Below are 21745 nucleotides of genomic sequence, written 5' to 3'. Positions count from 1 at the left end.
CGACGAGTCTGCGGACTGATCGCGGCCGAGCCCGCGGGGGCGCCCCCCGTTTTCCACTTTACCGGTCGGCACCGACAGTTTCGGCGCCTCGAAGTCCGTCAGGGGCGGTCTTCGAGGCGGGCCCGGACCGCCGCCGCGTACGTGTCGACCGCCGTGGCCGCCGCCGTCAGCTCGCAGGGGCCGTCGATCAGCAACCTCTTCGCCGGCACGTACGCCTGCTCCAGCTCCGGATCTCCGTCCAGGCCGCGGTCGCGCGCCAGCTCGTTGTCCGCGGCCAGCCGGGCCCGCAGCTCCTCGCGGCGGGCCACCAAGCCGTCGAGCACCGCTCGCTGGCGGCGGCCGTCCTCGACCGCCGGGGCCACCGCGTGCTCGTGGCCGTCGATGTGCTTCTCGACCCACTCCGCGTCGCCGTCGACTTCGGCCGACCGCAGCTGCTTCAGCGTTGCGCGCAGCCGCTGGGCGCGGGCCGGGAGCATCGCGACGCCGGTGAACCGCGTCGCCACCCTCAGCTGGTACGCCTCGATCTCGGCCAGCTCCTCCACCGCCTGCGTCAGCACGTCGAGCCGGCCCGCGAGGTCGTCCGGTGCCGGGCGGGCGCCGAGCGTGCCCGCGCGGATCGCCGCCACCCCGGGCGAAGACTCCTCCCGGAAGCCGAGCAGCAGGCGGATGCCGAGCTCGGCCGCGCGGCCGGCGAGCGGTGCCAGCACCTCGCCGACGAGCCGGTCGGGTTCGGCGGAGTCGTCGATCGCGTCGACCACCAGGGTGCGGCCGGCGACCCCGGTCGTCAGCCGGTCGGCGATGCGGTGGCGGACGGCGTCGGCGGTGCGGCCGGTCGCGTCGACGGCGAGGTCGACGCTGCCCGCCGGCGGCATCTGCCCGAGCGCCGGCGGCAGGCCGGGCACGCCGAGGGAGCGTTCGCGGTCGGCGAGGACGATCCCGAACCGCAGCGCCGCGGCGACCGGCGAGCCGGCCTCGCCGGTGTCGACGACCCAGACCGTGCCGGGCTCGGCCTTGGCGAACCAGTCCGCGACGCTCTGCACGAAGGAGACGTCGACGGCTTCGCCGACCGGGCGCGAAAAGCTCGCGTCGACGGCCGGGCTGCCCGACGTCCAGATGCTCAGCTGCGGCAGGTGCCCGAGCATGGTCTCGACCGGGATCATCCACGTGCCGGTGTCCTTGCCGACGACGACGCCGACGACGTGCCCGGTCGCCTCGTCGAGCACCGCCGTGCCGCCGAAACCGGGGCCGAGCGGTTCGGCTTCGGCCGTGCGGAACAGCCGGACCCACTCGCCGCCGGGGCCGCCGGGGTGTTCGGGGCCGCCGAGGCGGGCGTGCGTCCAGCGGCCGACCGAGCCCGGCGGGAAACCGAAGGCGCGGACGAGCTGGTGCTCGCCGAGCGGCATGCGGTGCAGCGGCGCGCGGAAGACGCGGGACTCGGGGCGGTCGAGGCGCAGCACGGCGAGATCGCCGCGGCCGCCCCCGTCGGAGGGCACCCAGCAGCCTTCGACGACGGTCGCCGAGCCGGGCATCGCCTCGGCCAGGCCGACGAAGTCGACGCTCAACGCGGACCGCGGACCCCCGGCGGTTTCGACGACGTGCGCGCTCGTGAGGACGTGGTATTCGTCCAGCACCGTGCCCGCACCGCACACCCGGCCGAGTTCGTCGTGCAGCCGGACCCGCCAGCGTCGTCGCTCACGCTCGAACCCCATTCGGCGGACCCTACGCCGTGATCGCTCCCGGGTGGGCGCCGACCTCCCTACCCAGCGGTAATGGCTCACCCGAACGGAGTCCTCCGTTGGTAGGAACGCCGAACGGTGTTGTGTGCCGGTGAGTATTTCCGTCAGAGACGTCGGAAAAACCGCTCGCGTTCAGCCGCGGCCGAACACCCAGCTCCCGGCCGCCGCGGGGTCGTCGCCGGCCCAGAACTCGTACCAGTGGCCGGTGAACTCGTCGTGGGACAGCCGGCCGTCGCCGTCGGTGTCCAGCAGCGCGAACACCTCGTCCGTCGGGACGCCCACGCCGCTCCACGCCTCGATCATGCGCCGGTACTCGGCCGCCGAGATGGCGCCGTCGCCGTTTTCGTCGACCGCTTCGAACATCGCCGCCGCCGTGCCGGTGACCGCGCCCGGCATCTTCGGGAGTTCGTCGACGACCGAGAGGACCTCGTCGAGGGTCACCTTGCCGTCGCGGTCGCGGTCGGACGCGTCGCGCAGCGTCGCCCACCAGCCCATCATGATCGTGGCGAGCTTCTCGCCCTCGGGCGTGCCGGCGTCGGTGCCGCGCACGTCGAGCCATCTCGCCGTGAGCGCGCGGAAGTCGGACTCGGTCAGGTAGCCGTCGGCGTCGGCGTCCATCGCGCCGAACACCCCGGAGATCTTGCGTCGCTGGAAGTCACTCGCCATGCACGACAGCATCGCCGCGCCGACCGGTACTCGACGACGGCCGCCCGAGTACACCCGAGCCACGACCCGGTGATCCGGGTCGTGACGCGGCGTGACCTCAGTGGGCGGCTTCGTTCCAGGACCGCCCGTAGCCGACCGAGACCTCCAACGGCACCGCGAGGTCGTAGGCCGACCCCATGCCGTCGCGCACCAGCTTCTCCAGCTGCTCGCGCTCGCCCTCGGCGACCTCGAGCACGAGTTCGTCGTGCACCTGCAGCAGGATCCGGCTCTTCAGCTTCGCCTCGACGAGCGCGCGGTGGACGTTCAGCATCGCGACCTTGATGATGTCGGCCGCGCTGCCCTGGATCGGGGCGTTGAGCGCCATCCGCTCGGCCATCTCGCGGCGCTGGCGGTTGTCGCTGTTGAGGTCCGGCAGGTAGCGGCGGCGGCCGAAGATCGTCTCCGTGTAGCCGCACTTCGCCGCTTCGCCGACCACCGAGTGGAGGTAGTCGCGCACGCCGCCGAAGCGGGCGAAGTACGCCTCCATCTGGGCCTTGGCGTCCTCGGTGGAAATCCGCAGCTGCTGCGAAAGCCCGTACGCCGACAACCCGTACGCGAGCCCGTACGACATCGCCTTGACGCGGTAGCGCAGCTCCGGCGTGATCTCCTCCGGCGGCATCGAGAACGCCCGCGACGCGACGAACGTGTGCAGGTCCTCGCCGGAGTTGAACGCCTCGATGAGGCCCTCGTCCTTCGACAGGTGCGCCATGATCCGCATTTCGATCTGGCTGTAGTCCGCGGTCATCAGCTCGGTGAAGCCCTCGCCGACGACGAACGCGTCGCGGATGCGGCGGCCCTCTTCGGTGCGGACCGGGATGTTCTGCAGGTTCGGCTCGGTCGACGACAGCCGCCCGGTGGCCGCGATCGTCTGCAGCAGCGTGGTGTGGATCCGCCCGTCGTCGGCGACCGACTTGATCAGGCCCTCGACCGTCGTGCGCAGCTTCGTCGCGTCCCGGTGCTCCAGCATGTGCTGCAGGAACGGGTGCTCGGTCTTCTCGAACAGGCCCTGCAGCGCCTCGGCGTCGGTGGTGTAGCCGGTCTTCGTGCGCTTGGTCTTCGGCATGCCGAGCTCGTCGAACAGCACGACCTGCAGCTGCTTCGGCGAGCCGAGGTTGATCTGCTTGCCGATCACCTCGTACGCGGCTTCGGCGGCCTGCGTGACGCGCGAGAGGTAGTGCGCTTCGAGCGACGTCAGCTGCTCGAGGTCGACGGCCACGCCGGCGACCTCCAGCTCGGTGATGACCTCCAGCAGCGGCAGCTCCAGCTCGGCGAGCAGCCGCGCGCCGCCGATCTGCTCGAGCTCCTTGTCGAGCGCGCCGGCCAGCTCGAAGATCGCGCGGGCCTTGACCAGCTCCTCGTCGATCTCCTTCTGCTCCAGGCCTTCCGCGCCGCCGTCGAGCAGCGACAGCTGCCCGTCGCCGCCGTCGGTCTCCGAGCGCAGCTCGCGGTGCAGGTAGCGCAGCGCGAGGTCGTCGAGCTCGAACGTGCGCTGCCCGGGCCGCACGAGGTACGCGGCCAGCGCGGTGTCCATGGCGAGCCCGGCGAGCGCCCAGCCGCGGGCGCGGATCGCGTGCAGCGGGACCTTGAGGTCGTGGCCGGTCTTGCGGATCTTGGGGTCGGCGAACCACGCGGCGAGCGCGGCGTCGTCGGCCTGGTCCATCGCCGTCACGTCGACGTACGCGCCTTCGCCGTCGGCCGAGGCGAACGCGACCGCGCGCAGGTCGGACCGGACCGACGTGCCCACCGTGCGGAACGCCAGCGCGACCGGCTCGCCCGCCCCCGCGTGCGCCGCGAGCCACGCGCCGAGCGCGCCGGGCGCGAGCGCGGACCCCGAGACCTCGAAGCCCTCGTCGGCCTCCGGCTCGGCACTCTGCAGCGTCGCGAACAACCGGTCCCGCAGCACGCGGAACTCCAGCTCGTCGAACAGCGCGTGCACCGCCTCGCGGTCCCACGGGCGCAGCTCCAGCCCGGCGGGCCCGATCTCCAGCTCGACGTCGCGGATCAGCTCGGTCAGCTGGCGGTTGAGCTGGACCGAGGAGAGGTGCGCCCGCAGCGCGTCGCCGACCTTGCCCTTGACCTCGTCGACCCGGTCGATGAGGTCGTCGAGCGAGCCGAACTGCCTGATCCACTTGGCCGCGGTCTTCTCGCCGACGCCGGGGATGCTCGGCAGGTTGTCCGACGGGTCGCCGCGCAGCGCGGCGAAGTCCGGGTACTGGCGCGGGGTGAGCCCGTACTTCTCCTCGACGGCGTCCGGGGTGAACCGGGTCATCTCGGAGACGCCGCGCTTCGGGTACAGCACGGTGACCTGGTCGGTCACCAGCTGGAGCGCGTCGCGGTCGCCGGTACAGATGAGAACGTCGAAGCCGTCGGCCGTCGCCTGCGTCGTGAGCGTGGCGATGATGTCGTCGGCCTCGAAGTTCTCCTTGACCAGCGACGGGATCCCGAGCACGTCGAGGACCTCCTTGACCAGGTCCACCTGGCCGCGGAACTCGTCCGGCGTCGTGCTGCGGTTCGCCTTGTAGTCGGCGTAGGTCTCCGAGCGGAACGTCTTGCGCGAGAGGTCGAACGCCACCGCGAGGTGGCTCGGCGCTTCGTCGCGCAACAGGTTGATGAGCATCGAGGTGAACCCGAAGACCGCGTTGGTGACCTGCCCGGTCTTCGTCTTGAAGTTCTCCGCGGGCAGCGCGAAGAACGCGCGGTAGGCCATCGAATGGCCGTCGATCAGCAGCAGCTTCGGCCGCTCGGCGACAGCGGTGGTTCCTGTGGCGTTGGCAACGGTCGTCTTCTCACTCGGGCTCACGGGGCCGAGTCTAGGCTGAGGGTCCGACACTCTTACGTGTCGCATAGGAAGAGGAGCACTGCGTGACCGAACGCGCCGCAGACGTCGCGGTCGACAACTACGCCGGGATCGATCCGGCCGCCGCGGACCAGCAGCTGAACGACAAGGTCGGCATGAAGCTCCTGGAAGCCACCGCCGAACGCGTGGTCGGCACCATCCCGGTCGAGGGCAACCTCCAGCCGTACGGCCTGCTGCACGGCGGCGCCAACGCGGTGCTCGCCGAAGCGCTGGGCTCGACCGTCGCCGCGCTCAACGCGGGCCCGGACCGCGCCGCGATGGGGCTGGAGCTGTCCTGCACCCACCACCGGGCCGTCCGCTCGGGCACCGTCACCGGCGTCGCGACGCCGCTGCACGTCGGCCGCGGCACGATCACCGCGGAGATCGTGCTGACCGACGACGAGGGCCGGCGGACCTGCACCGCGCGGCTCACCTGCGTCGTCCGGGACCGCCCGCCGGGCGCCTGAGCGCGTGGACCTCGACCTCGCCCAGGTGCGGGCGTTCGTCGTGACCGCGGAACAGCGCCACTTCGGGCGGGCCGCCCAGGCGCTGTTCCTCACCCAGCAGGCGCTGTCGAAGCGGATCCGGAAGCTCGAAGACTCGCTCGCCACGCCGTTGTTCCTGCGCACCAACCGCTCGGTCGAGCTCACCGCCGAAGGCGAGCGGTTCCTCCCGCACGCGCGCGAGCTGGTGCGGGTGGCCGACGCGGCGGTGGCCGCGATGGGCGCCGACGACCGGCCGCTGCGCCTCGACGTCGTCGACTACCGGCTCTCCCCCATCTTCCTGCTCCGCCGGCTGGCCGCGCGGGAGCCGGCGCTGCGGATCGACCGGGTCGCCGGCGGCGGGTTCGCAGGCGCCGTCGAGCCGCTGCTGTCCGGCGAGCTCGACGTCGCCGTCGGCCGGGTCAGCGGCTCCGGCCGGCCGCTGCCCGACGGGCTGGAGCACCGCGTCGTCCGGCTCGAACCGCTGGTCGCGCTGCTCGCCCCGGAGCACCCGCTGGCCGTGCAGGACGTGCTGCGGCTCGACGACCTGCGCGCCGACGGGATCTGGCTGCCGGGCCTGCGCGGGCCCGCCGAGTGGCTGTCCTACCTGCGGGAGCTGTGCGACCGGTTCGGGGTCCCGATCGACGACTCCGGCGTCAGCTTCGACCTGCGGCACACCCTCGAGCAGACGCGCTACGGCAAGCGGCGCGTCACCCTCGCCGGGGCGGACATGGAGCTCGCGCCCGACCTCAACCTCAAGGTGCTGCCGTTCGAGCCGTCCCCGCTGTTCCCGTGGTCGCTGGTCTGGCGGCGCGGGAAGGCGAGCCCGGCGCTGCGGCGGCTGCTGGCGCTGGCCGGGCGCACCAGCCGTGAAGAGGACTGGTGCGCCTACGACCCCGAGCACGCCTGGCTGCCGGAGGACGACGTCAAGCTCGCAGCCGCCGCGCGAACCACCCGGTGAAAGCCTCGTCGACGGCCTTCGCTTCCGGGGTCCCCGGCGGGAACTCGTGCGCCATCCCGTCGACCGTCACCAGCTCGGTCCCCAGCTTCTCGCGCAGCGCTCCGGCCGGCTCGCGCACGGCGACGTCGTCGTCGGCGCCCGCGACCAGCAGCAGCGGCGCGGTCACCTCCCCGGCCCGGCGCACGTAGTCGTAGCGGTCCGCGACGGCGCGCGAGCGCGGCGTCCAGGGGTAGGTGACGCCGAAGAGCCGCTCGTTGCGGCCGATCACCGGCGCCAGCCGGGCGACCGGGCTGACCACCGCGGCGGCCTCGACCGCGACGTCTCCGCGGGCGAGCACCTCCAGCGCGACCAGCGAGCCCGCCGAACCGCCGAAGACGCCGAGCGGGCCGTCCGCGCCCGGCAGCCGGTCCCGCAGCTCGGCCAGCGCCGCGGGGAACTCCGCCACCGCCTGCTCGGTGACCGGCTCGAAGACGTTGAGCACCGCGTCCTCGCTCGCCAGCCGGAACAGCTCGGCCGGACCGCCTTCGGGCAGCCGTGCCCCGGTCAGCGGCAGGCCGAAGTACACCCGCCACGCCGGCAGCCCGGTCATCGGCACCGCTTCGGCGAAGGCCCGCTCGTTCGAAGGCTCTTCCATCAGGTGCCAGCCCGCCAGCAGCGCCGCCGGCGCGGCCGGGTCCGCCGGCGCCAGCGCCACGAACGGCACGCCCGCCGCGACGCCCTCGACTGCTTCCCGCATCCTGTCTCTCCCTGTCTCTCGGCTGCTTCCAGCGAACAGCCGGGGCGGGGCGCGGGTCCAACAGCCGTTCGGAGGGCCACGACAACCGATGGTTGTGACCGTTCGGGCAGACTTTCACCCGGAGGCTGGTCCGATCGGCCGCCCGAACCGGACGTAAGGTGCATCCCTACGGCGGTGCCCGCTCCCGGCGGCCCCCGCCAGGGTGAACAGCGGATCTGCGGGAAACCGGCCACGCACCGCCCGCCGAAATGGCCGATGACATACCGCGGAAACACGGCTGTCACCCATTCGCAGAACGAGCGCCGATACTTAGCATCGCTGCGTGACCAGCGGCGGGCCGCCGCGAAACATCGTTCGCCTTTTCGTGCAATTCGTGTCGGTTGCGATCGTCACGATGTGGACACAGAGTAGTGAGGCCGCCTGTGCACATGACGGGCGAGAGGGATATCTTCCTGCCCTAACCTAGCCCCTGTGTCGGGGGCAACGCCTACCGGCGGCTGGTTGGTCATGGGAGGTAGTCGGTGTCAGGAGTGCGTTTTGGACGGGTTCTCGCCCTCGCAGCGGCGACGTCGCTCGCGCTGGCGGGCTGCGCCGGTGGCGGCTCGTCCAGCAACAGTGGTGACGGCAGCACGCTGAAGATCGGGTTCATGGGCGACCTGACCGGGGAGAACTCCGGGATCGTGATCCCGCCCAACAACGGCGCCAAGCTCGCCATCGACGAGTACAACGCCACGAACCCCAAGGTGAAGCTCGAGCTGAAGAACTACGACAGCCAGGGCAAGCCGGAGCAGGCCACCTCGCTGGTCCAGACCGCGATCGGGACGGACAAGATCACGGCCCTGATCGGCCCGGCGTTCTCGGGTGAGTCGAAGGCCGTCGGCGGCGTCCTCGAGCAGGGCAAGATCCCGAGCGTGTCGCCGTCGGCGACCAACCCGGGTCTCGCCTCGAACGGCTGGAAGTACTGGCACCGCGTCGTCGCGAACGACAACGACCAGGGCCCGGCCATCGCGAACTTCCTCATCACGGCGAAGTCGCCGAAGAACGCGTACGTCATCTCGGACGACCAGGAGTACAGCGTCGGCCTGGCGGACGCCTTCGAGAAGACCTTCAAGGACAAGGGCATCACGACCGAGCGCGACAAGTTCGCCAAGGACGCGTCGGACTACTCCTCGACGGTCCAGAAGGTCAAGGCCGCCAACCCGGACGTCATCACCTTCGGTGGTTACTACGCCCAGGGCGGCCGGCTGCTCAAGCAGCTCCGCGACGGCGGCGTGAAGGCCATCTTCGCCACCGGTGACGGTTCGCTCGACCCGCAGCTGGTCTCCGGCGCGGGTGCCGCGGCCGCCGAAGGCGCCGTCATCGGCTGCCCGTGCAACATCCCGGACGCGGGTGCCACCAACGAGTTCGCCACCAAGTACAAGGCGAAGTTCAACGTCGACCCGGCGATCTACGCCACCGAGGGCTACGACGCCGCGACCGCCATCATCAACGCGGTCAAGGCCGGCAACACCACCGGTGAGAAGATCAACGACTTCCTGAAGACGGAAGACTTCAAGGGCGCGTCGAAGCAGATCAAGTTCAAGGAGAACGGCGAGCCGCAGACGAACGCGATCTACGTGTACCAGGTCGTCGGCGGGGTCATCAAGAACCTCGGCGCCTCGACCGAAGCCAAGATCAACGGCTGACGGAGCTAGAGCACACCTAACGGGAGCGGGGGCGCTGTGGACGACCACAGCACCTCCGCTCCCCGCCAATGTGGCGACCATCCTCGCCCCGTCAGGTAAGGCAACTACGTCATGTTCCAAGATCTGCAGAGCCAGTTTCTGGGCAGCACCATCGGCGGCCTGGTAGCCGGCTCCATCTACGCCCTCATCGCCCTCGGCTACACGATGGTCTACGGCGTGCTGAGGCTCATCAACTTCGCACACTCCGAAATCTTCATGATCGGGACGATGACGTCCCTGTTCATCCTCATCGCCATCGCCGGCGGCACCGCCCCGATCACGGTCGGCGTCTTCGGGATGATCGGCATCCTCCTGCTCATCGCGGTCGCTTCGGCGGCCACGTCCGGCGGTTCGGCCATCGTGCTGGAGCAGCTGGCCTACCGGCCGCTGCGCAAGAAGGGCGCGACCCGGCTGGCCGCCCTGATCTCCGCGATCGGCGCCTCCCTGTTCCTGCAGGAGCTGTTCGGTCTCGCGATCATCCCCGCGCTGTCGGACAAGGCGGGCAAGGTCCAGCAGAACGCCCCCCGGTTCGTGCCGCACGAGGAGCTGTTCCGGATCGGCAACGGCGTCGTCCGCACCGACCACGTCTTCGTCGTCATCGCCGCCGTCGTCGTGATGGTCGTGCTCGACCAGCTGGTCAGCCGCACGCGCATCGGCCGCGGCATCCGCGCGACCGCACAGGACCCCGAAGCCGCCGTCCTCATGGGCGTCAGCATCGACCGCATCGTCCGGATCACCTTCCTGCTCGGTGGCGCGATGGCGGGTGTCGCCGCGGCGCTGTACGTCATGGAGTACGAGAACACCGACTACCGCATCGGCTTCCTGCTCGGCATCAAGGCGTTCACCGCCGCCGTGCTCGGCGGGATCGGCAACCTGCGCGGCGCCCTGCTGGGCGGGATCGTGCTGGGCCTGGTCGAGAACTGGAGCTCCATCTTCCTCGGTTCCGAGTGGAAGGACGTCACCGCGTTCGTGGTCCTGGTCCTCGTGCTGATGCTCCGGCCCACCGGCATCCTCGGCGAATCCCTGCAACGGGCACGCGCATGAAAGGCGACGGAGTGGCTGAGAACAACGAAACCCGCGCGCGCAAGGGTTTCCACCCCATCGACGGGATGCGCGATTGGTGGGCCGACGCGCCGCACTGGCAGCGTTACGCCGTCTACATCGCGCTGATCGTCTTCGCGCTGATCCTGCCCGCGCCGTGGATCGGCTCGTTCATGTCCCCGTACTCGGACTGGACGACCGTGCTGATCTTCCCGGTCGGCACGTACATCCTGCTCGCCGTCGGCCTCAACATCGTGGTCGGCCACGCGGGCATGCTCGACCTCGGGTACGTGGCGTTCTTCGCGATCGGCGCCTACACGTGGGCGTCGATCGGTACGAGCTACGGCTGGTCGTTCTGGCCGACGGTGGTGCTGGGCATCTTCCTCGCGTCGGTGTCCGGGGTCATCCTCGGCGCACCAACGCTACGGCTACGAGGTGACTACCTGGCCATCGTCACACTCGGCTTCGGGGAGATCGTCCGGATCACGGCGAACAACACCGACGGCATCGGCGGGGCCCGCGGCATCACGAACATCCCGCACCCCGAGCCGATCTTCGGCATGGAGTTCTTCCTCGACCCGGCGCCGTACTACTACCTGATGCTGTTCGCGATCGTGCTCGTCATCACCTTCTCGGTGCGGCTCAACAAGAGCCGGGTCGGACGGGCGTGGGCGGCGATCCGCGAGGACGAGGACGCGGCCGAGCTGATGGGCGTGCCGACGTTCAAGTTCAAGCTGCTCGCCTTCGCCATCGGCGCCATGATCGGTGGCTTCGCGGGCACGATCTACGCGAGCAAGGCGGTGTTCATCCAGCCGGAGAACTTCCCGTTCATCCTGTCCGCGACCATCCTGGCCGCGGTCGTGCTGGGCGGGTCCGGCAACCTCCCGGGCGTCATCATCGGGGCGTTCGTGATCGCGTGGCTGCCGGAGCGCTTCCGCCAGTTCAACGACTACCGCGTCCTCGTCTTCGGTGCCGTGCTGGTGCTGATGATGGCGCTGCGGCCGGAAGGCCTGCTGCCGTCGCGGCAGCGCAAGGCCGAACTACGGGAAGGAACCGGCGGCATGGGCGCCATGGGCGCGGAAGTGGCCGGCCCCGACTCCGAGGCTTCGGCGGAGGTGACGAAGTGAGCGCGCTGCTCGAATTCGACAACGTGACCATGCGCTTCGGCGGCGTCACGGCGTTGCGCGAGGTCAACCTCAGCATCAACGAAGGCGAGATCTTCGCCCTCATCGGCCCGAACGGCGCCGGCAAGACCACGGTGTTCAACGTGGTCACGGGCGTCTACCAGCCGACCGAGGGCCAGGTCCGCTTCGACGGCGACCGCATCGACGGCATGAAGCGGTTCAAGGTCACCAAGCGCGGGATCGCCCGGACGTTCCAGAACATCCGGCTGTTCCACAACATGACCGCGCTGGAGAACGTCATGGTGGGCGTCGACGCTCACCACAAGACGGGCGCGATCGGCGCGACGCTCGGCCTGCCGTGGCACCGCAAGGAAGAGAAGCACGGCCGTGAGCGGGCCCGTGAGCTGCTCGACTTCGTCGGCATCGGCCGGGTCGAGCACAACGTCGCGAAGAACCTTTCCTACGGCGACCAGCGCCGGCTGGAGATCGCGCGGGCGCTGGCCACGGATCCGAAGCTGCTGCTGCTCGACGAGCCGGCCGCCGGCATGAACCCGGCGGAGAAGAACGCCCTGCAGGCGCTGATCCGCAAGATCCGGGACGACGGCCGCACGGTGCTGCTGATCGAGCACGACATGGGCCTGGTCATGCACATCAGCGACCGGCTGGCGGTGCTCGACTTCGGCCAGAAGATCGCAGAAGGGCTGCCGCACGAGGTGCAGAACAACCAGAAGGTGATCGAGGCGTACCTGGGGGTGTCCGAAGATGCTTCTTGAGGTCGAGGACATCAACGTCCACTACGGCAAGATCGCGGCCCTCAAGGGCATGAGCCTCCAGGTCGGCGAGGGTGAGATCGTCTCCCTCATCGGGGCCAACGGCGCCGGCAAGACCACGACGCTCAAGACGATCTCCGGGCTGCGGCCGCTCACCAGCGGCCGGATCCTGTTCAACGGCCAGGACATCTCGAAGACCCCGGGGCACAAGCGCGTGCTGCTCGGGATCGGCCAGTCGCCGGAAGGCCGGGGCGTGTTCCCCGGCATGACGGTGCAGGAGAACCTCCTGATGGGTGCCTACACCCGCAAGGACGACCTCCAGGCCGACCTCGCCGAAGTTTACGAGCTGTTCCCCCGCCTCGCCGAGCGCAAGACGCAGTTCGGCGGCACGATGTCGGGCGGCGAGCAGCAGATGATCGCCATCGGCCGCGCGCTGATGACGAAGCCGAAGGTGCTGCTGCTCGACGAGCCGTCGATGGGCCTGGCGCCGATGCTGATCGCGCAGATCTTCGACATCATCCGCGAGATCAACAAGCGCGGCACGACGGTGCTGCTGGTGGAGCAGAACGCCCAGCAGGCGCTGAAGCTGTCGGACCGGGCGTACGTGCTCGAGACGGGCCGAGTGGTCCAGAGCGCGCCGGGGGCCGAGCTGCTGAACGACCCGAAGGTGCGGGCCGCTTATCTCGGTGGCGACCTCGGGGTCTGAGTGGTGTTGCGGAAGGGGCCCGGCGCTTCGTGCGCCGGGCCCTTTTCACAGCTTGATGTCGGTGCCGTTGGCGTTCTTCATGTCGGTGATCGTCGGCCCGCCGAAGGCCCGGATCGCGACCGGCTTCCGGTCCTTGGGGATGTCCCAGTAGAGGTCGAACTCGACGCGCACGCCGTGCCCGAGGTCGAACTGGCCGGGCTGGCGCTTGATCAGCATGGCCTGCTCTTCGGGCGGGTGGGTGGCGCTCTGGTCGTCGACGAGCAGTTGCCGTTTGGTGTCGAACAGGACGCTCGAGGTGCCGGTGTTGGTGACGACCAGCCGCAGCCGCACGAACTGCCCCTTGGCGGGGAACTCGGTGTGGCTCCCGGTGATGCTGGGCAGCCCGGCGGCGAGGCCGATGAGGTCGAACTCGGTGTCGCCGTTCTTCGCGGGCGCGAGTTTGAGGGCGGTCTCATCGGGCCGGACCTGTCGCGGCGGCAGCTCGTAGGTGGTCGGCGCGGGCGTGCTCGGGGCCGCTTCGCATCCGGTCAGCAGCATGAGGGCGACGACGGCCGGCAGCAGTTTCACCTGGGTGATTCTGCCCGCCGGCCGTCGGTTACGGCTAGCTTCCGATGCTCTCGACGACGGCCTCGGCGACGGCCTTCATGGTGGTCCGGCGGTCCATGGCGGTGCGCTGGATCCAGCGGAAGGCGTCGGGCTCGGTGAGGCCCTGCCGGCTCATGAGCAGGCCCTTGGCGCGGTCGATGACCTTCCGCGTCTCGAGCCGGTCGGTGAGCCCGGCGACCTCGGCCTCGAGGGCCTGCAGCTCGGAGAACCGGCTGACGGCGAGCTCGATGGCCGGAACGAGGTCCCGCTTGGCGAAGGGCTTGACGAGGTAGGCCATGGTCCCGGCGTCCCGGGCGCGTTCGACGAGGTCACGCTGGCTGAAGGCGGTGAGGATGACCACGGGGGCGATCCGGTCACCGGTGATCTTGGCCGCGGCCTCGATGCCGTCCAGCTTGGGCATCTTGACGTCGAGGATCACGAGGTCGGGCTTCAGATCGGTGGCCAGCGAGATGGCCTGCTCGCCATCCCCCGCCTCCCCGACCACTTCATAGCCCTCTTCACGCAGCATTTCGACGAGGTCCAGCCGGATGAGTGCCTCGTCCTCCGCGACGAGCACCCGACGCTGCGGCACGATGGCCTCGGTAGCCTGATCGGTCACCGGGGTCCTCCTGAAAGACTCGGCGGGACGGTGGGTCTCGCGGCTTCCCGCGAACCTGAAGCCTACCGGGAACGATCCAGAAGAAGAGATGGCGTTCACCACGAAGTGGCGGGCGTGACACCCGGGGCCGGTCACTGGCCGGGTTCGGTGATCCCGTAGGGTTACGACGTCACGCCCCCGTAGCCCAACTGGCAGAGGCAACGGATTCAAAACCCGTCCAGTGTGAGTTCGAATCTCACCGGGGGCACAGTGGCCCACCAGCACAGAACGGCCCCTGACCAGGACTTATCCGGCCAGGGGCCGTTCTCGTGAGTCCGGTCGTGTCTGGCTCTGTCCGGCCGTCTACGACCCTCCACCCCCTATGCGCCCCCGCGAGTCGGGCCTTCGTCGCCCTGCCAGTCGAGCGCCTTCTCGATGCGGTCGTGGGCCGCCGACTCCAGGCCGGCGATGACCTTGGCGTAGATCTGGTGCAGGACGGCGACTGAGTGGCCGGCCCACTCCGCGCACTGCGTAGAGGGCACCCCAGCGGCCAGCCAGGTCGACACGCAGGCGTGGCGGAGGTCGTAGGGACGCTTTGCCAGCGGAGAGGCGTACTCGTCGTCCGAGAACGCCGCCTTACGCGCCTTGTCCCAGACCCGGCCGATCGTGGATTCGGCCAGGTCTCCCCCAGTCAGGTTCCGGAACAGCCGCCCGTCGGCCGCCGTGCCGAGCGTGGTCAGGTGCGTGTGCAGGATCGCCGTCAGCGGCGGTGGCGACGGCACTGTGCGGACCTCTCCCTTTCCCCTCTGCTTGAGCTGCCTGCGGTCGCGGCGTTCCCCGCTGTCCGTCCAGGCCGCGCCGGTGATCGGCGCGGTCTCCGACAACAGCAGCTCGCCCCACCCCTCTTCGGGGAGCTGCAAGTCCGACTTGCGCAACATGGCCGCTTCCTCCGGCCGGAGAGCCGCGTAGTACATGACGGCGAAGAACGCGACCAACATCGGCCCAGACGACCGGCGCGGCTGCCCTTCGATCCGCTGTGCCTCCACTTCGGACAGCAGACTCTTCGCCTGCCTCGGGTTGATGACCACGCGCTTATCGATCGCCCGCACCGACTTCGGGGCTGTCCACTTCACTTCGGAAAGTCGATTTGCGGTCAACAGCTTCAGTTCGTGGGCGTACTCCAACGCGTTGAACAGAACGGCGCGCTTGCGGTTGACGGTCTTCGCCGCAGCCTGCTTTCCGTCGAGCTTGAGCGACAGCACTTCCAGCACCTCCCGAAGCACCGCTTTGTCGTTGAGCCTCGACACCGGCGCGGTGTTCGTCTTGAGCCACTTCAACGCCTGCTCCACCTCTCGCGGCTTCGGCTCATCGCGGCGTTTGGTGTTGAACGCCCAACCGGTGAGCGCCCGGCGAAGCGTCCTGCTGTCCGGCGCGCCCCGGGTCGTCTTCAGCAGCGCCGGCGTCACACTGGCGAGCGCATCAGCGTTCCCCGCCCTCGACTTCCCGGCGGCCCGTGGCCACTTCATATCGACGTACTTGCACGCGAAGTCGAACCACGGCATTTCGTTCTCTTCCCGCAGCTTCGAGACCGGGAGACCTTGCGTGCGCTCGAAAGCCTCACCGCGTCGTGACGCGGCAACCAGGTCCGAGCGGAAGCTATCGGCCAGAGCACTCGTCTCGAACGTCTCACCGAAGCGCGCGCCGGCGACGAACCAGACGACGCGGTAACTCGTCTTCGACTTCCAGACGCGGGTCTCGATCTTCCAGATCTTGACGTCGTAGGTCGTGTCCATCAGGCGGCCTCCTCACAGTTGTCGAGCCAGGACTCAAGGTCGGCCCGGCGGATCCGGAGCTCCCCATTCGGGAGCTTGATGCAGCGGGGTGCGCGCTTCTTGGCGCGCCACTCGTAGAAGGTCGAGCGCGCTACGGCGAGTTCGGCGCAGAGTTCGGCGATGGTGAGGTGCTGGCGTGGCGTGGCCATCGATGGTGAGCCCTTCGGATCGCGTTACGGGTGGCGGTGATGGGCATGGGCTCTCCTCGGTTTCGGTGTGGTCGGTTGTCGGTGCTTAGGGGGTAAGCCGTACCAGCCGTACCAGCCTCGTTTTGCCTGGTCAGGTGCGGTACGGCTTGGTTTCGTGGTACGGCTTGAGCCGTACCAGGACGGTTGCGGTGGTACGGCTTGAGCCGTACCAGGCGGGGAAGCCGTACCAGGGCTGACCTGCGGAAATGAGGCTGGTACGGCTGGTACGACTACCCCGCCCGGCGGGCGTCAGGCCGACCGCGCCCGGCGCAGCGGAATCGCTCCCCGGGCCGCCGCTTCGCCGTCGCCCTTGGCCGGCGGATCGGCGCAGTAGCGCTCCCACGAGTCGGCGAAGTCGGCGCGGCGGTAGCCCTTGGCCTGTCCGGCGCCGGGGAACCGCATGGTGTCCGAGCGGATGCCGTACTCCTTGAGCAGGCTGCCGAGTTTCATGGCGGTGAGCCCGGTAGCGCCGTACTCGCGCCACGGCGACTCTTCCAGGGCGCGCAGGCGGTGCAGCAGTTCAGCGGTCGGGAGGGCGAGTTCGTCGCCGAACGCGGTGCGGCAGTCGGTGAGCAGGCGTTGCCGGTCGGAGCCTTCGTTGTCCTCGTCGGCGGTGGCGGTGAGGGCGAGCACGGCGGCGCGGGCGCGGTCGCCCCAGGTGCCGCCGGCGTGGTCGGCGACGGCGACCAGGGGTTCCCAGGTGTCGGCGGCGCGGTCTTCCACGGGCATCTCCGGTTCGGCGGTCTCCAATGTGGACAGGTCGGCGCGCAGCCACGCGTGCAGGTTGTCGGCGAGCATCCGCAGAGCGGGCCGGTCCCGGCGGTGCCGATACGGCGAGACGGTTTCGCCGGGCGCGCGACGGCGCATCCGGGCGATGACGGCCCGGTCCTCGATGGTGTCGGGCATGGCCCCGATGCCGGCGAGGGCGGCCATGGCGAAGGTGGGGATGGACTCGACGCGTTGGTTGGTGGCGTCGTAGCGCTTGGCTGGTCGGTTGCGCTGGTGTCCGGCGTTGAGCAGCCCGCGTAGGTCCTCGTTCCCGTCGGCCTTCGGTCCGAAGATGGTGTCTGCCTCGTCGACGAGCAGGGTGGGCGGGTCCTCGGAGACCGACCGGTAGACGGCAGCCGGGCTGCTGTTGACCGTGATGAACGGGTTGTGGCAGGTGGCCTCGACGATGTCGAGCAGTCGGGACTTCCCGCAGCGCTTCTCCGGCGCGCGGATCACCAGCCGGGGCGCGTGCGCCCACGCCGGTTGCGCATGGGTGGCCGCGATCCAGAGCGCGATGGCGTCGGCGGTCTCCGGGTTGGGCAAGGCCACGTACCGGGTGAGCGCGGCCCGCAGCGAGTCGAGCAAGGCGGCCCCGTCCAACGTGGACGGTTCGAGGTCGTAGGTGCCCATCGGTGCTCCCTCGTCGTTCGGTGTCGTGGTGGTCATCAGGCGGCCTCTCGAGTGGCGATCCAGGCGTCAACCCGGGCCCAGGACGCGGTGGCCTGTGCGCGGATCTGGTGCGGCGTCAGGGCGGGCCGGGTGGCGACGGCGCGGCGGCGTTCGAGTTCGGCGTAGGTCGGCGCGCCGGCAAGCGCGCGCCAGTCAGCGGCGGCCGACACGGCGTTGGACGTCTCCCGCAGCGTGCGGCGGCGGTCCCACTCGATCCATTCGGCGAGGAGTTCGGCGACGTGTGGGCTGGTGTTGAGCAGTCGCCAGGCGGCGGCGTCGAGGGTGAGCGCGCGGTACTCAGCGAAGGGGATGGTGACCCGGGTGGCCGGGCCGGCGGTGGTGGCGTGCGCGGTCAAGGCGGTTCCTCACGTCGGTCACATAAAGTGACGGTGTGTGGGTGCGTTGAGTCAGAGCTAGGGCCGCGTGGCGATGGCGCTAGCCTGGTTTTCCGGGTGTTTCCGCAGGTCGGAGCGAGGTGGGTCTAGGACGCTAGTGCGCTGTTCACGACCGCTGCGGGTGTCTAGAGGAGGGGTCTAGATCTAGGGGCGGTCTGGTCTAGGACGCGCACCGCCCCTAGCCTCCGAGACTGGTTACGCTCGGTTGTTCTTGGCAGTGGTGAGGGCGTCGCGGGTGTAGCCGTTGCGGTTGGCTCCCTTGCCGGTGTCGGGGTCGGTGCTCCACACCTGCTTGGGCTTGACGCCGTAGGGCTTGAGCGCGGTGGCGAGGTTCTGCGCCGTCCAGCCCCGGTACTGGCCGGGCCGCAGCTCGGCGAGCCGGGTCACGATGGCGTCGGACCAGAGCTTGTCCTCGCCCCGGGCGAACACCGCGATGGTGTCGGCCAGCGGGTCCAGGCGCGCGGCCTCGACGTCGACGGCCTCGCCGGCGGCGTAGCCGGTGATGTTGCCCAGCGCTTCCCGCCGTGCCCGGGCGCCGGCGGCGATCTTCTTGGCGTCGGTGGCGTCCTTGTAGACGCTGCGCACGATCTGCGCGTCATCGCCCTCGCCGGCGAGGTAGCCGATGCCCCGGTCGGAGCGGGCGAACATCGTGGCGCGCACGCCGGACTTGTACTGGCTGGTGCCGAGAACCATGTCGTTGGCCTGCTGCCCCATGACCTTGAGGCAGAACCGCAGGATGGCGTTGGCGGAGATGCCGGTGGGCAGCGACTTCGCGTCCGGGCGCTGCGTGGCCAGGATCAGCGTGATCCCCAAGGCGGGGCCGCGCTTGACCAGGTCGGTGCAGATCTCCTCCAGCTCTTCCCCGTGCTCGGGGTGCTCGAACCACACCTGACACTCGTCCACCCCGACCACGATCGGCGCGAGCCGCAAGTCCTTGCGCGCGGCCAACTCCGGGGTGACCTTGTTGTCCGGGCACACGGACTCCGGCAGGTTGCGAATCACCTTGGTGCGGCGGCGCATCTCCTCCCGCAGCTCCCGCATCTCCACCACCATGCGTTCGATGTCCTCGGGGTCGTCGCCGACCCCGTAGCCGTGCGCGCACTGTCCCAGCGGGGAGAGGTCGCCGGTGCCCTTGAGGTCGTAGGCGTAGAGCACCGCGCGCGGGTCCAGGGCGGCGATCAGCAGCAGTTCCCGCAGCGTGACCGTCTTGCCCATGCGCGGGACCGCGCCGATCACCATCGAGGCGAACATCAGCGTGATGGGCACCCAGCGGCCGCGCTGGTCGGTGCCGAACGGCTGAGCCTTGAACAGGTCGACCGTCGCGCCCGGCTTGGCCAGCGGCCACGGCTTCTGCTTGGCCTTGGACATATCGATGTCCCCGACCCACAACACCAACCGTCCTTCATGGACCTTTGCATCCCCCTCGGGCCACACGCACCCGATCTGGCGGCGCAGGGCGGAGGACAGCTCGTCGCGCTTGGCGATGATGTCGCCGGCCGTGACACCCAACGGAAGGTCGACGTCGGCGCGCCAGCCGTCGCCGTCGCGGGCAATCGGGTTCGGGAACTCGATGCGCTTGCCCTTGGCGTAGGCCTGATTCAGGCCACCGATGCCCAGAGAGCAGAGTGCGTCCTCGATCATCGACGACGTCAGCTTCGGGGTCTTGACCGAGTCCACGGCGCGGCCGGCGACCGGCTTGTCCGCCGGGGCGCCCCACCAGCCCACGGCGGTGAGGGTGGCCACCAGGGCCGTCCAGTTCCACACCGGCGACACGAACGTCAGGCACAGGTACGCCGTCGCGATCAGTACCAGGACGGCGACCATGACCGGGGCGGAGCGGTGGCGCACGGTCTCGTTGCGGGCATCGCGCAGCTTCATGTACACATCCGCGTCGTTGCGGTCCCGGGCGTTCATCCGCACCGGCTTGGACTCCGCGTCGAACACCCACCGCCCCACCCGGGCGGTCAGCCGGCACAACGCGCCCGGGGCGCGCAGCAGCGCGGACGGGATGTACACCGGCACCCGCAGCGCGTGGAAGGCGAAGGTGTGGGCGGCGTAGCGGACCAGGAACCGCGCCCGCGACTTGAACTCCTCCGCCGAGGTGAGCCACTTGGCCACCAGCGGGCGGGCGGTGGCGTCGGAGACGGTCTCCCACCACGTCGCCTTGGTCGCGGGCGGGTCGACCAGCCGAACGACCGCACCAGACTCCGCGTTGTCTGCGGCGGGCCGGTCCTGCTCCGGGATCTCCTCCGGCGTGCGGGCGGTGTCCGGGCGGATCGGGACGACGTTCCCGGCCCGCGTCGTGACCGTGTCGGTGGCGGCCGGGTCGGTGTTCACGGCGGCGTTCACGGACGTGTCGGTCGGGGTATTCGTGGACGGGTCGGGCGTGCTGTTCACGGAGAGAAGCCCTTCGGGGTCGGGTCCGTTCACGGACTCGGGGGTGTGGTCGGCGGTGGTGGACATCAGGCGGCCTCCTCCTGGTCGACGATCACGGGCTGGTCAGCAGGCACCGGCAAGGCGGCCGGGCGGGCGGTTTCGGCGATCAGGTCGTCAGCGACGTTCTTGCTGGTGCCGCGCGAGATCTCCGGGCACACGGACCGGACCCAGGCCGGGGTGATCTCGATGCCCGGTGTCCACGCGGCGCGGGCGTCGGCCAGGTAGTCCCCGCGCAGCTTCCGCGTGGGCTTCGCAGCAGGCTTGCGGGCCGCACGGCGACGCGGCCGGGCAACAGGTGCCGGCTTCTCCCCCGCGCTGTCCTCCACCGGAGCGGCGGGCACGGCGGCCGGAGCGTCGGCGGCCTGCTCTCCCGTGAACGCCGCGCCGGCGGCGGCCATGACGGCTTCGGTGAGCTTGTCCCGCAGGACCGGCGCGGTCTCCGCTGCGAGGAACACCAGCACCGGCGGCACCGAGTGCAGCACCACCCCGGCCACGTCCAGGTGCGTCCAGGACTTCCAGGTGTTCATGACGTAGGTGGCCAGGAAGGCGAACCACTTCGTTCGGTGCGCCCACCGGCCGGTGTCGACCTGGTACCGGGCGGTCACCTGCTCCGCCCGCAGCACCGCCACCAACACGAGCGAGACCATCGGGTCCAGCAGCCACCCGGCCAGCCACCCGAGCGACCAGGTGGCTGCGCCGGCGGCGGCGAAGGACTGGACGTTGACCATGGTGAAGGCCAGGCCGAGGAAGATCCCGAGCCAGATCACCGCGTCGATCTGCGTGCGGACCTTTTCCACCCGCAGCGCGACCACGTCGGGGTGGTTGGCCAGCCGGCGGACCTGCGCGGCGGTAGCGGCGTCCTGGGCGAGCTTGTCCGCGTCCGTGAGCGGCTGGTGCTTCGCGTCCTGCGGAGCCAGGGTTTCCGTGCTCATCAGCTCTGCCCCCATTCGGTGCCGGTCTTGCGCTCCCACTGGTCCGCGCGGCCTTCCAGCTCCGCGTTCAGGACCTGGCGGCGTTCGTTGTCGTTGAGCTGCGAAAGAACGCCCTGCCGGTGCTCGGGCTTCATGCCGGACAGCAGCACGTGGACCACGGCGGCATCGATGGCGTCCTCTTCGGACCTCTTCTTGCCGAACATCAGCGACGACCCCCACGGGTGGTGTGGACGATTTCGGTGATGGCCATCAGCCGCACGATCGTGGCGGCGGCCAGCAGCGCCGGGACGACCAGCGCGATCCACGTGGCGGTGGTGTTCTGGATCTTCACGATCACCAGCCACTGGACGAACGCGATGATCGCCGTGGCCAGGACCAGACGGATCGTGTTGCCCGTCATCCGAGTGATCTCGCGGACGCCCTTCTGGGCCCGGATCGCGGACTTGCGGCCGGAGCGCCACACGGCGAACACGCCGACCAGCGCGAGACCGCCGAGGACCATCAGTACCTGCGCGGACATC

The 21745-nt window shown here is 70.0% G+C and carries 21 protein-coding genes and 1 tRNA gene; 8 read left to right on the top strand and 14 right to left on the bottom strand.

Annotation, left to right across the window (positions count from 1 at the left end; all coding sequences use genetic code 11):
* Window positions 1-98 precede the first annotated feature (98 nt).
* The 3 genes from ABFJ78_RS19060 to polA form a co-directional block, all read right to left on the bottom strand.
* Window positions 99-1709 (bottom strand): trypsin-like peptidase domain-containing protein, encoded by a 1611-nt coding sequence (locus ABFJ78_RS19060; RefSeq protein WP_436387678.1) that lies wholly within the window; start codon window positions 1707-1709, stop codon window positions 99-101.
* Between the two features lie 159 nt (window positions 1710-1868).
* Entirely contained in the window at window positions 1869-2402 is a 534-nt protein-coding gene (locus ABFJ78_RS19055) for an EF-hand domain-containing protein (RefSeq protein WP_436387677.1), read from the bottom strand.
* A gap of 97 nt (window positions 2403-2499) precedes the next feature.
* Window positions 2500-5241 carry a DNA polymerase I gene (gene polA, locus ABFJ78_RS19050; RefSeq protein WP_436387676.1) on the bottom strand — a complete coding sequence of 914 codons (2742 nt, stop codon included), beginning with the start codon at window positions 5239-5241 and terminating at the stop codon, window positions 2500-2502.
* A gap of 62 nt (window positions 5242-5303) precedes the next feature.
* Between polA and ABFJ78_RS19045 the strand changes: the two genes are divergently transcribed.
* Window positions 5304-5744, top strand: coding sequence for a PaaI family thioesterase (locus ABFJ78_RS19045; protein WP_093952561.1), 441 nt, complete (start codon window positions 5304-5306; stop codon window positions 5742-5744).
* 4 nt (window positions 5745-5748) lie between these two features.
* Window positions 5749-6720, top strand: coding sequence for a LysR family transcriptional regulator (locus ABFJ78_RS19040; protein WP_436387675.1), 972 nt, complete (start codon window positions 5749-5751; stop codon window positions 6718-6720).
* Here the strand turns inward: ABFJ78_RS19040 and ABFJ78_RS19035 are convergent.
* Window positions 6686-7456: an alpha/beta hydrolase family protein gene (locus ABFJ78_RS19035; RefSeq protein ID WP_436387674.1), complete on the bottom strand. Its 771-nt coding sequence runs from the start codon at window positions 7454-7456 to the stop codon at window positions 6686-6688. The two genes, ABFJ78_RS19040 and ABFJ78_RS19035, sit on opposite strands and share 35 nt — an antisense overlap.
* 530 nt (window positions 7457-7986) lie before the next feature.
* Here ABFJ78_RS19035 and ABFJ78_RS19030 point away from each other — a divergent pair.
* The 5 genes from ABFJ78_RS19030 to ABFJ78_RS19010 all read left to right on the top strand — a co-directional run bounded on the left by ABFJ78_RS19030 (window position 7987) and on the right by ABFJ78_RS19010 (window position 12821).
* Window positions 7987-9141, top strand: a complete 1155-nt coding sequence (locus ABFJ78_RS19030; protein WP_436387673.1) for a branched-chain amino acid ABC transporter substrate-binding protein — start codon at window positions 7987-7989, stop codon at window positions 9139-9141.
* Window positions 9142-9252: 111 nt separating this feature from the next.
* Window positions 9253-10224, top strand: a complete 972-nt coding sequence (locus ABFJ78_RS19025) for a branched-chain amino acid ABC transporter permease (protein WP_436387672.1) — start codon at window positions 9253-9255, stop codon at window positions 10222-10224.
* The gene (locus ABFJ78_RS19020; protein WP_436387671.1) at window positions 10221-11348 is read left to right on the top strand and encodes a branched-chain amino acid ABC transporter permease; all 1128 of its coding nucleotides are present in this window, start codon (window positions 10221-10223) and stop codon (window positions 11346-11348) included. Before ABFJ78_RS19025 ends, ABFJ78_RS19020 begins: the two co-directional genes overlap by 4 nt.
* Window positions 11345-12118, top strand: a complete 774-nt coding sequence (locus ABFJ78_RS19015) for an ABC transporter ATP-binding protein (protein ID WP_436387670.1) — start codon at window positions 11345-11347, stop codon at window positions 12116-12118. The genes ABFJ78_RS19020 and ABFJ78_RS19015 overlap by 4 nt, the downstream gene beginning before the upstream one ends.
* Window positions 12108-12821, top strand: a complete 714-nt coding sequence (locus ABFJ78_RS19010; RefSeq protein WP_436387669.1) for an ABC transporter ATP-binding protein — start codon at window positions 12108-12110, stop codon at window positions 12819-12821. The genes ABFJ78_RS19015 and ABFJ78_RS19010 overlap by 11 nt, the downstream gene beginning before the upstream one ends.
* Window positions 12822-12866: 45 nt before the next feature.
* Here ABFJ78_RS19010 and ABFJ78_RS19005 read toward each other — a convergent pair whose 3' ends face one another.
* Together ABFJ78_RS19005 and ABFJ78_RS19000 are read right to left on the bottom strand one after the other, a co-directional pair.
* Window positions 12867-13388 carry a hypothetical protein gene (locus ABFJ78_RS19005; protein WP_436387668.1) on the bottom strand — a complete coding sequence of 174 codons (522 nt, stop codon included), beginning with the start codon at window positions 13386-13388 and terminating at the stop codon, window positions 12867-12869.
* A 34-nt stretch (window positions 13389-13422) separates the two neighbouring features.
* The gene (locus ABFJ78_RS19000; RefSeq protein ID WP_372667078.1) at window positions 13423-14025 is read right to left on the bottom strand and encodes an ANTAR domain-containing response regulator; all 603 of its coding nucleotides are present in this window, start codon (window positions 14023-14025) and stop codon (window positions 13423-13425) included.
* A 173-nt stretch (window positions 14026-14198) separates the two neighbouring features.
* Here ABFJ78_RS19000 and ABFJ78_RS18995 point away from each other — a divergent pair.
* A tRNA-Leu gene (locus ABFJ78_RS18995) sits at window positions 14199-14272 on the top strand.
* Window positions 14273-14384: 112 nt separating this feature from the next.
* Here the strand turns inward: ABFJ78_RS18995 and ABFJ78_RS18990 are convergent.
* The 8 genes from ABFJ78_RS18990 to ABFJ78_RS18955 form a co-directional block, all read right to left on the bottom strand.
* The gene (locus ABFJ78_RS18990) at window positions 14385-15797 is read right to left on the bottom strand and encodes a tyrosine-type recombinase/integrase (protein WP_436387667.1); all 1413 of its coding nucleotides are present in this window, start codon (window positions 15795-15797) and stop codon (window positions 14385-14387) included.
* Entirely contained in the window at window positions 15797-15985 is a 189-nt protein-coding gene (locus ABFJ78_RS18985) for a helix-turn-helix transcriptional regulator (RefSeq protein WP_436387666.1), read from the bottom strand. The genes ABFJ78_RS18990 and ABFJ78_RS18985 overlap by 1 nt, the downstream gene beginning before the upstream one ends.
* Before the next feature lie 288 nt (window positions 15986-16273).
* Window positions 16274-17458 (bottom strand): DUF3631 domain-containing protein, encoded by a 1185-nt coding sequence (locus ABFJ78_RS18980; RefSeq protein WP_436387665.1) that lies wholly within the window; start codon window positions 17456-17458, stop codon window positions 16274-16276.
* Entirely contained in the window at window positions 17458-17817 is a 360-nt protein-coding gene (locus ABFJ78_RS18975; RefSeq protein WP_436387664.1) for a hypothetical protein, read from the bottom strand. The genes ABFJ78_RS18980 and ABFJ78_RS18975 overlap by 1 nt, the downstream gene beginning before the upstream one ends.
* A gap of 234 nt (window positions 17818-18051) precedes the next feature.
* Window positions 18052-20319, bottom strand: a complete 2268-nt coding sequence (locus tag ABFJ78_RS18970) for an FtsK/SpoIIIE domain-containing protein (RefSeq protein ID WP_436387663.1) — start codon at window positions 20317-20319, stop codon at window positions 18052-18054.
* Window positions 20319-21224 (bottom strand): hypothetical protein, encoded by a 906-nt coding sequence (locus ABFJ78_RS18965; RefSeq protein ID WP_436387662.1) that lies wholly within the window; start codon window positions 21222-21224, stop codon window positions 20319-20321. Before ABFJ78_RS18965 ends, ABFJ78_RS18970 begins: the two co-directional genes overlap by 1 nt.
* Window positions 21224-21427, bottom strand: a complete 204-nt coding sequence (locus ABFJ78_RS18960) for a hypothetical protein (RefSeq protein WP_436387661.1) — start codon at window positions 21425-21427, stop codon at window positions 21224-21226. Before ABFJ78_RS18960 ends, ABFJ78_RS18965 begins: the two co-directional genes overlap by 1 nt.
* Window positions 21427-21744, bottom strand: coding sequence for a hypothetical protein (locus ABFJ78_RS18955; RefSeq protein ID WP_436387660.1), 318 nt, complete (start codon window positions 21742-21744; stop codon window positions 21427-21429). The genes ABFJ78_RS18960 and ABFJ78_RS18955 overlap by 1 nt, the downstream gene beginning before the upstream one ends.
* Between the last annotated feature and the right edge of the window lies 1 nt (window position 21745).

Source organism: Amycolatopsis sp. MEPSY49 (genome assembly GCF_051337345.1).
Lineage (GTDB): Bacteria > Actinomycetota > Actinomycetes > Mycobacteriales > Pseudonocardiaceae > Amycolatopsis.
Note: the sequence above shows the minus strand (reverse complement) of the source record. Positions and strands in the feature narration are given on the sequence as shown.

Excerpts from the sequence above, each read along its gene's own strand:
- ABFJ78_RS19035 (WP_436387674.1), bottom strand. The coding sequence starts at position 7,456 with ATGCGGGAAGCAGTCGAGGGCGTCGCGGCGGGCGTGCCGTTCGTGGCG.
- ABFJ78_RS18985 (WP_436387666.1), bottom strand. The coding sequence starts at position 15,985 with ATGGCCACGCCACGCCAGCACCTCACCATCGCCGAACTCTGCGCCGAA.
- ABFJ78_RS19010 (WP_436387669.1), top strand. The coding sequence starts at position 12,108 with ATGCTTCTTGAGGTCGAGGACATCAACGTCCACTACGGCAAGATCGCG.
- ABFJ78_RS18970 (WP_436387663.1), bottom strand. The coding sequence starts at position 20,319 with ATGTCCACCACCGCCGACCACACCCCCGAGTCCGTGAACGGACCCGAC.
- ABFJ78_RS19060 (WP_436387678.1), bottom strand. The coding sequence starts at position 1,709 with ATGGGGTTCGAGCGTGAGCGACGACGCTGGCGGGTCCGGCTGCACGAC.
- ABFJ78_RS18955 (WP_436387660.1), bottom strand. The coding sequence starts at position 21,744 with ATGTCCGCGCAGGTACTGATGGTCCTCGGCGGTCTCGCGCTGGTCGGC.
- ABFJ78_RS18990 (WP_436387667.1), bottom strand. The coding sequence starts at position 15,797 with ATGGACACGACCTACGACGTCAAGATCTGGAAGATCGAGACCCGCGTC.
- ABFJ78_RS19020 (WP_436387671.1), top strand. The coding sequence starts at position 10,221 with ATGAAAGGCGACGGAGTGGCTGAGAACAACGAAACCCGCGCGCGCAAG.
- ABFJ78_RS18980 (WP_436387665.1), bottom strand. The coding sequence starts at position 17,458 with ATGACCACCACGACACCGAACGACGAGGGAGCACCGATGGGCACCTAC.
- ABFJ78_RS18965 (WP_436387662.1), bottom strand. The coding sequence starts at position 21,224 with ATGAGCACGGAAACCCTGGCTCCGCAGGACGCGAAGCACCAGCCGCTC.
- ABFJ78_RS19055 (WP_436387677.1), bottom strand. The coding sequence starts at position 2,402 with ATGGCGAGTGACTTCCAGCGACGCAAGATCTCCGGGGTGTTCGGCGCG.
- ABFJ78_RS19025 (WP_436387672.1), top strand. The coding sequence starts at position 9,253 with ATGTTCCAAGATCTGCAGAGCCAGTTTCTGGGCAGCACCATCGGCGGC.
- ABFJ78_RS18960 (WP_436387661.1), bottom strand. The coding sequence starts at position 21,427 with ATGTTCGGCAAGAAGAGGTCCGAAGAGGACGCCATCGATGCCGCCGTG.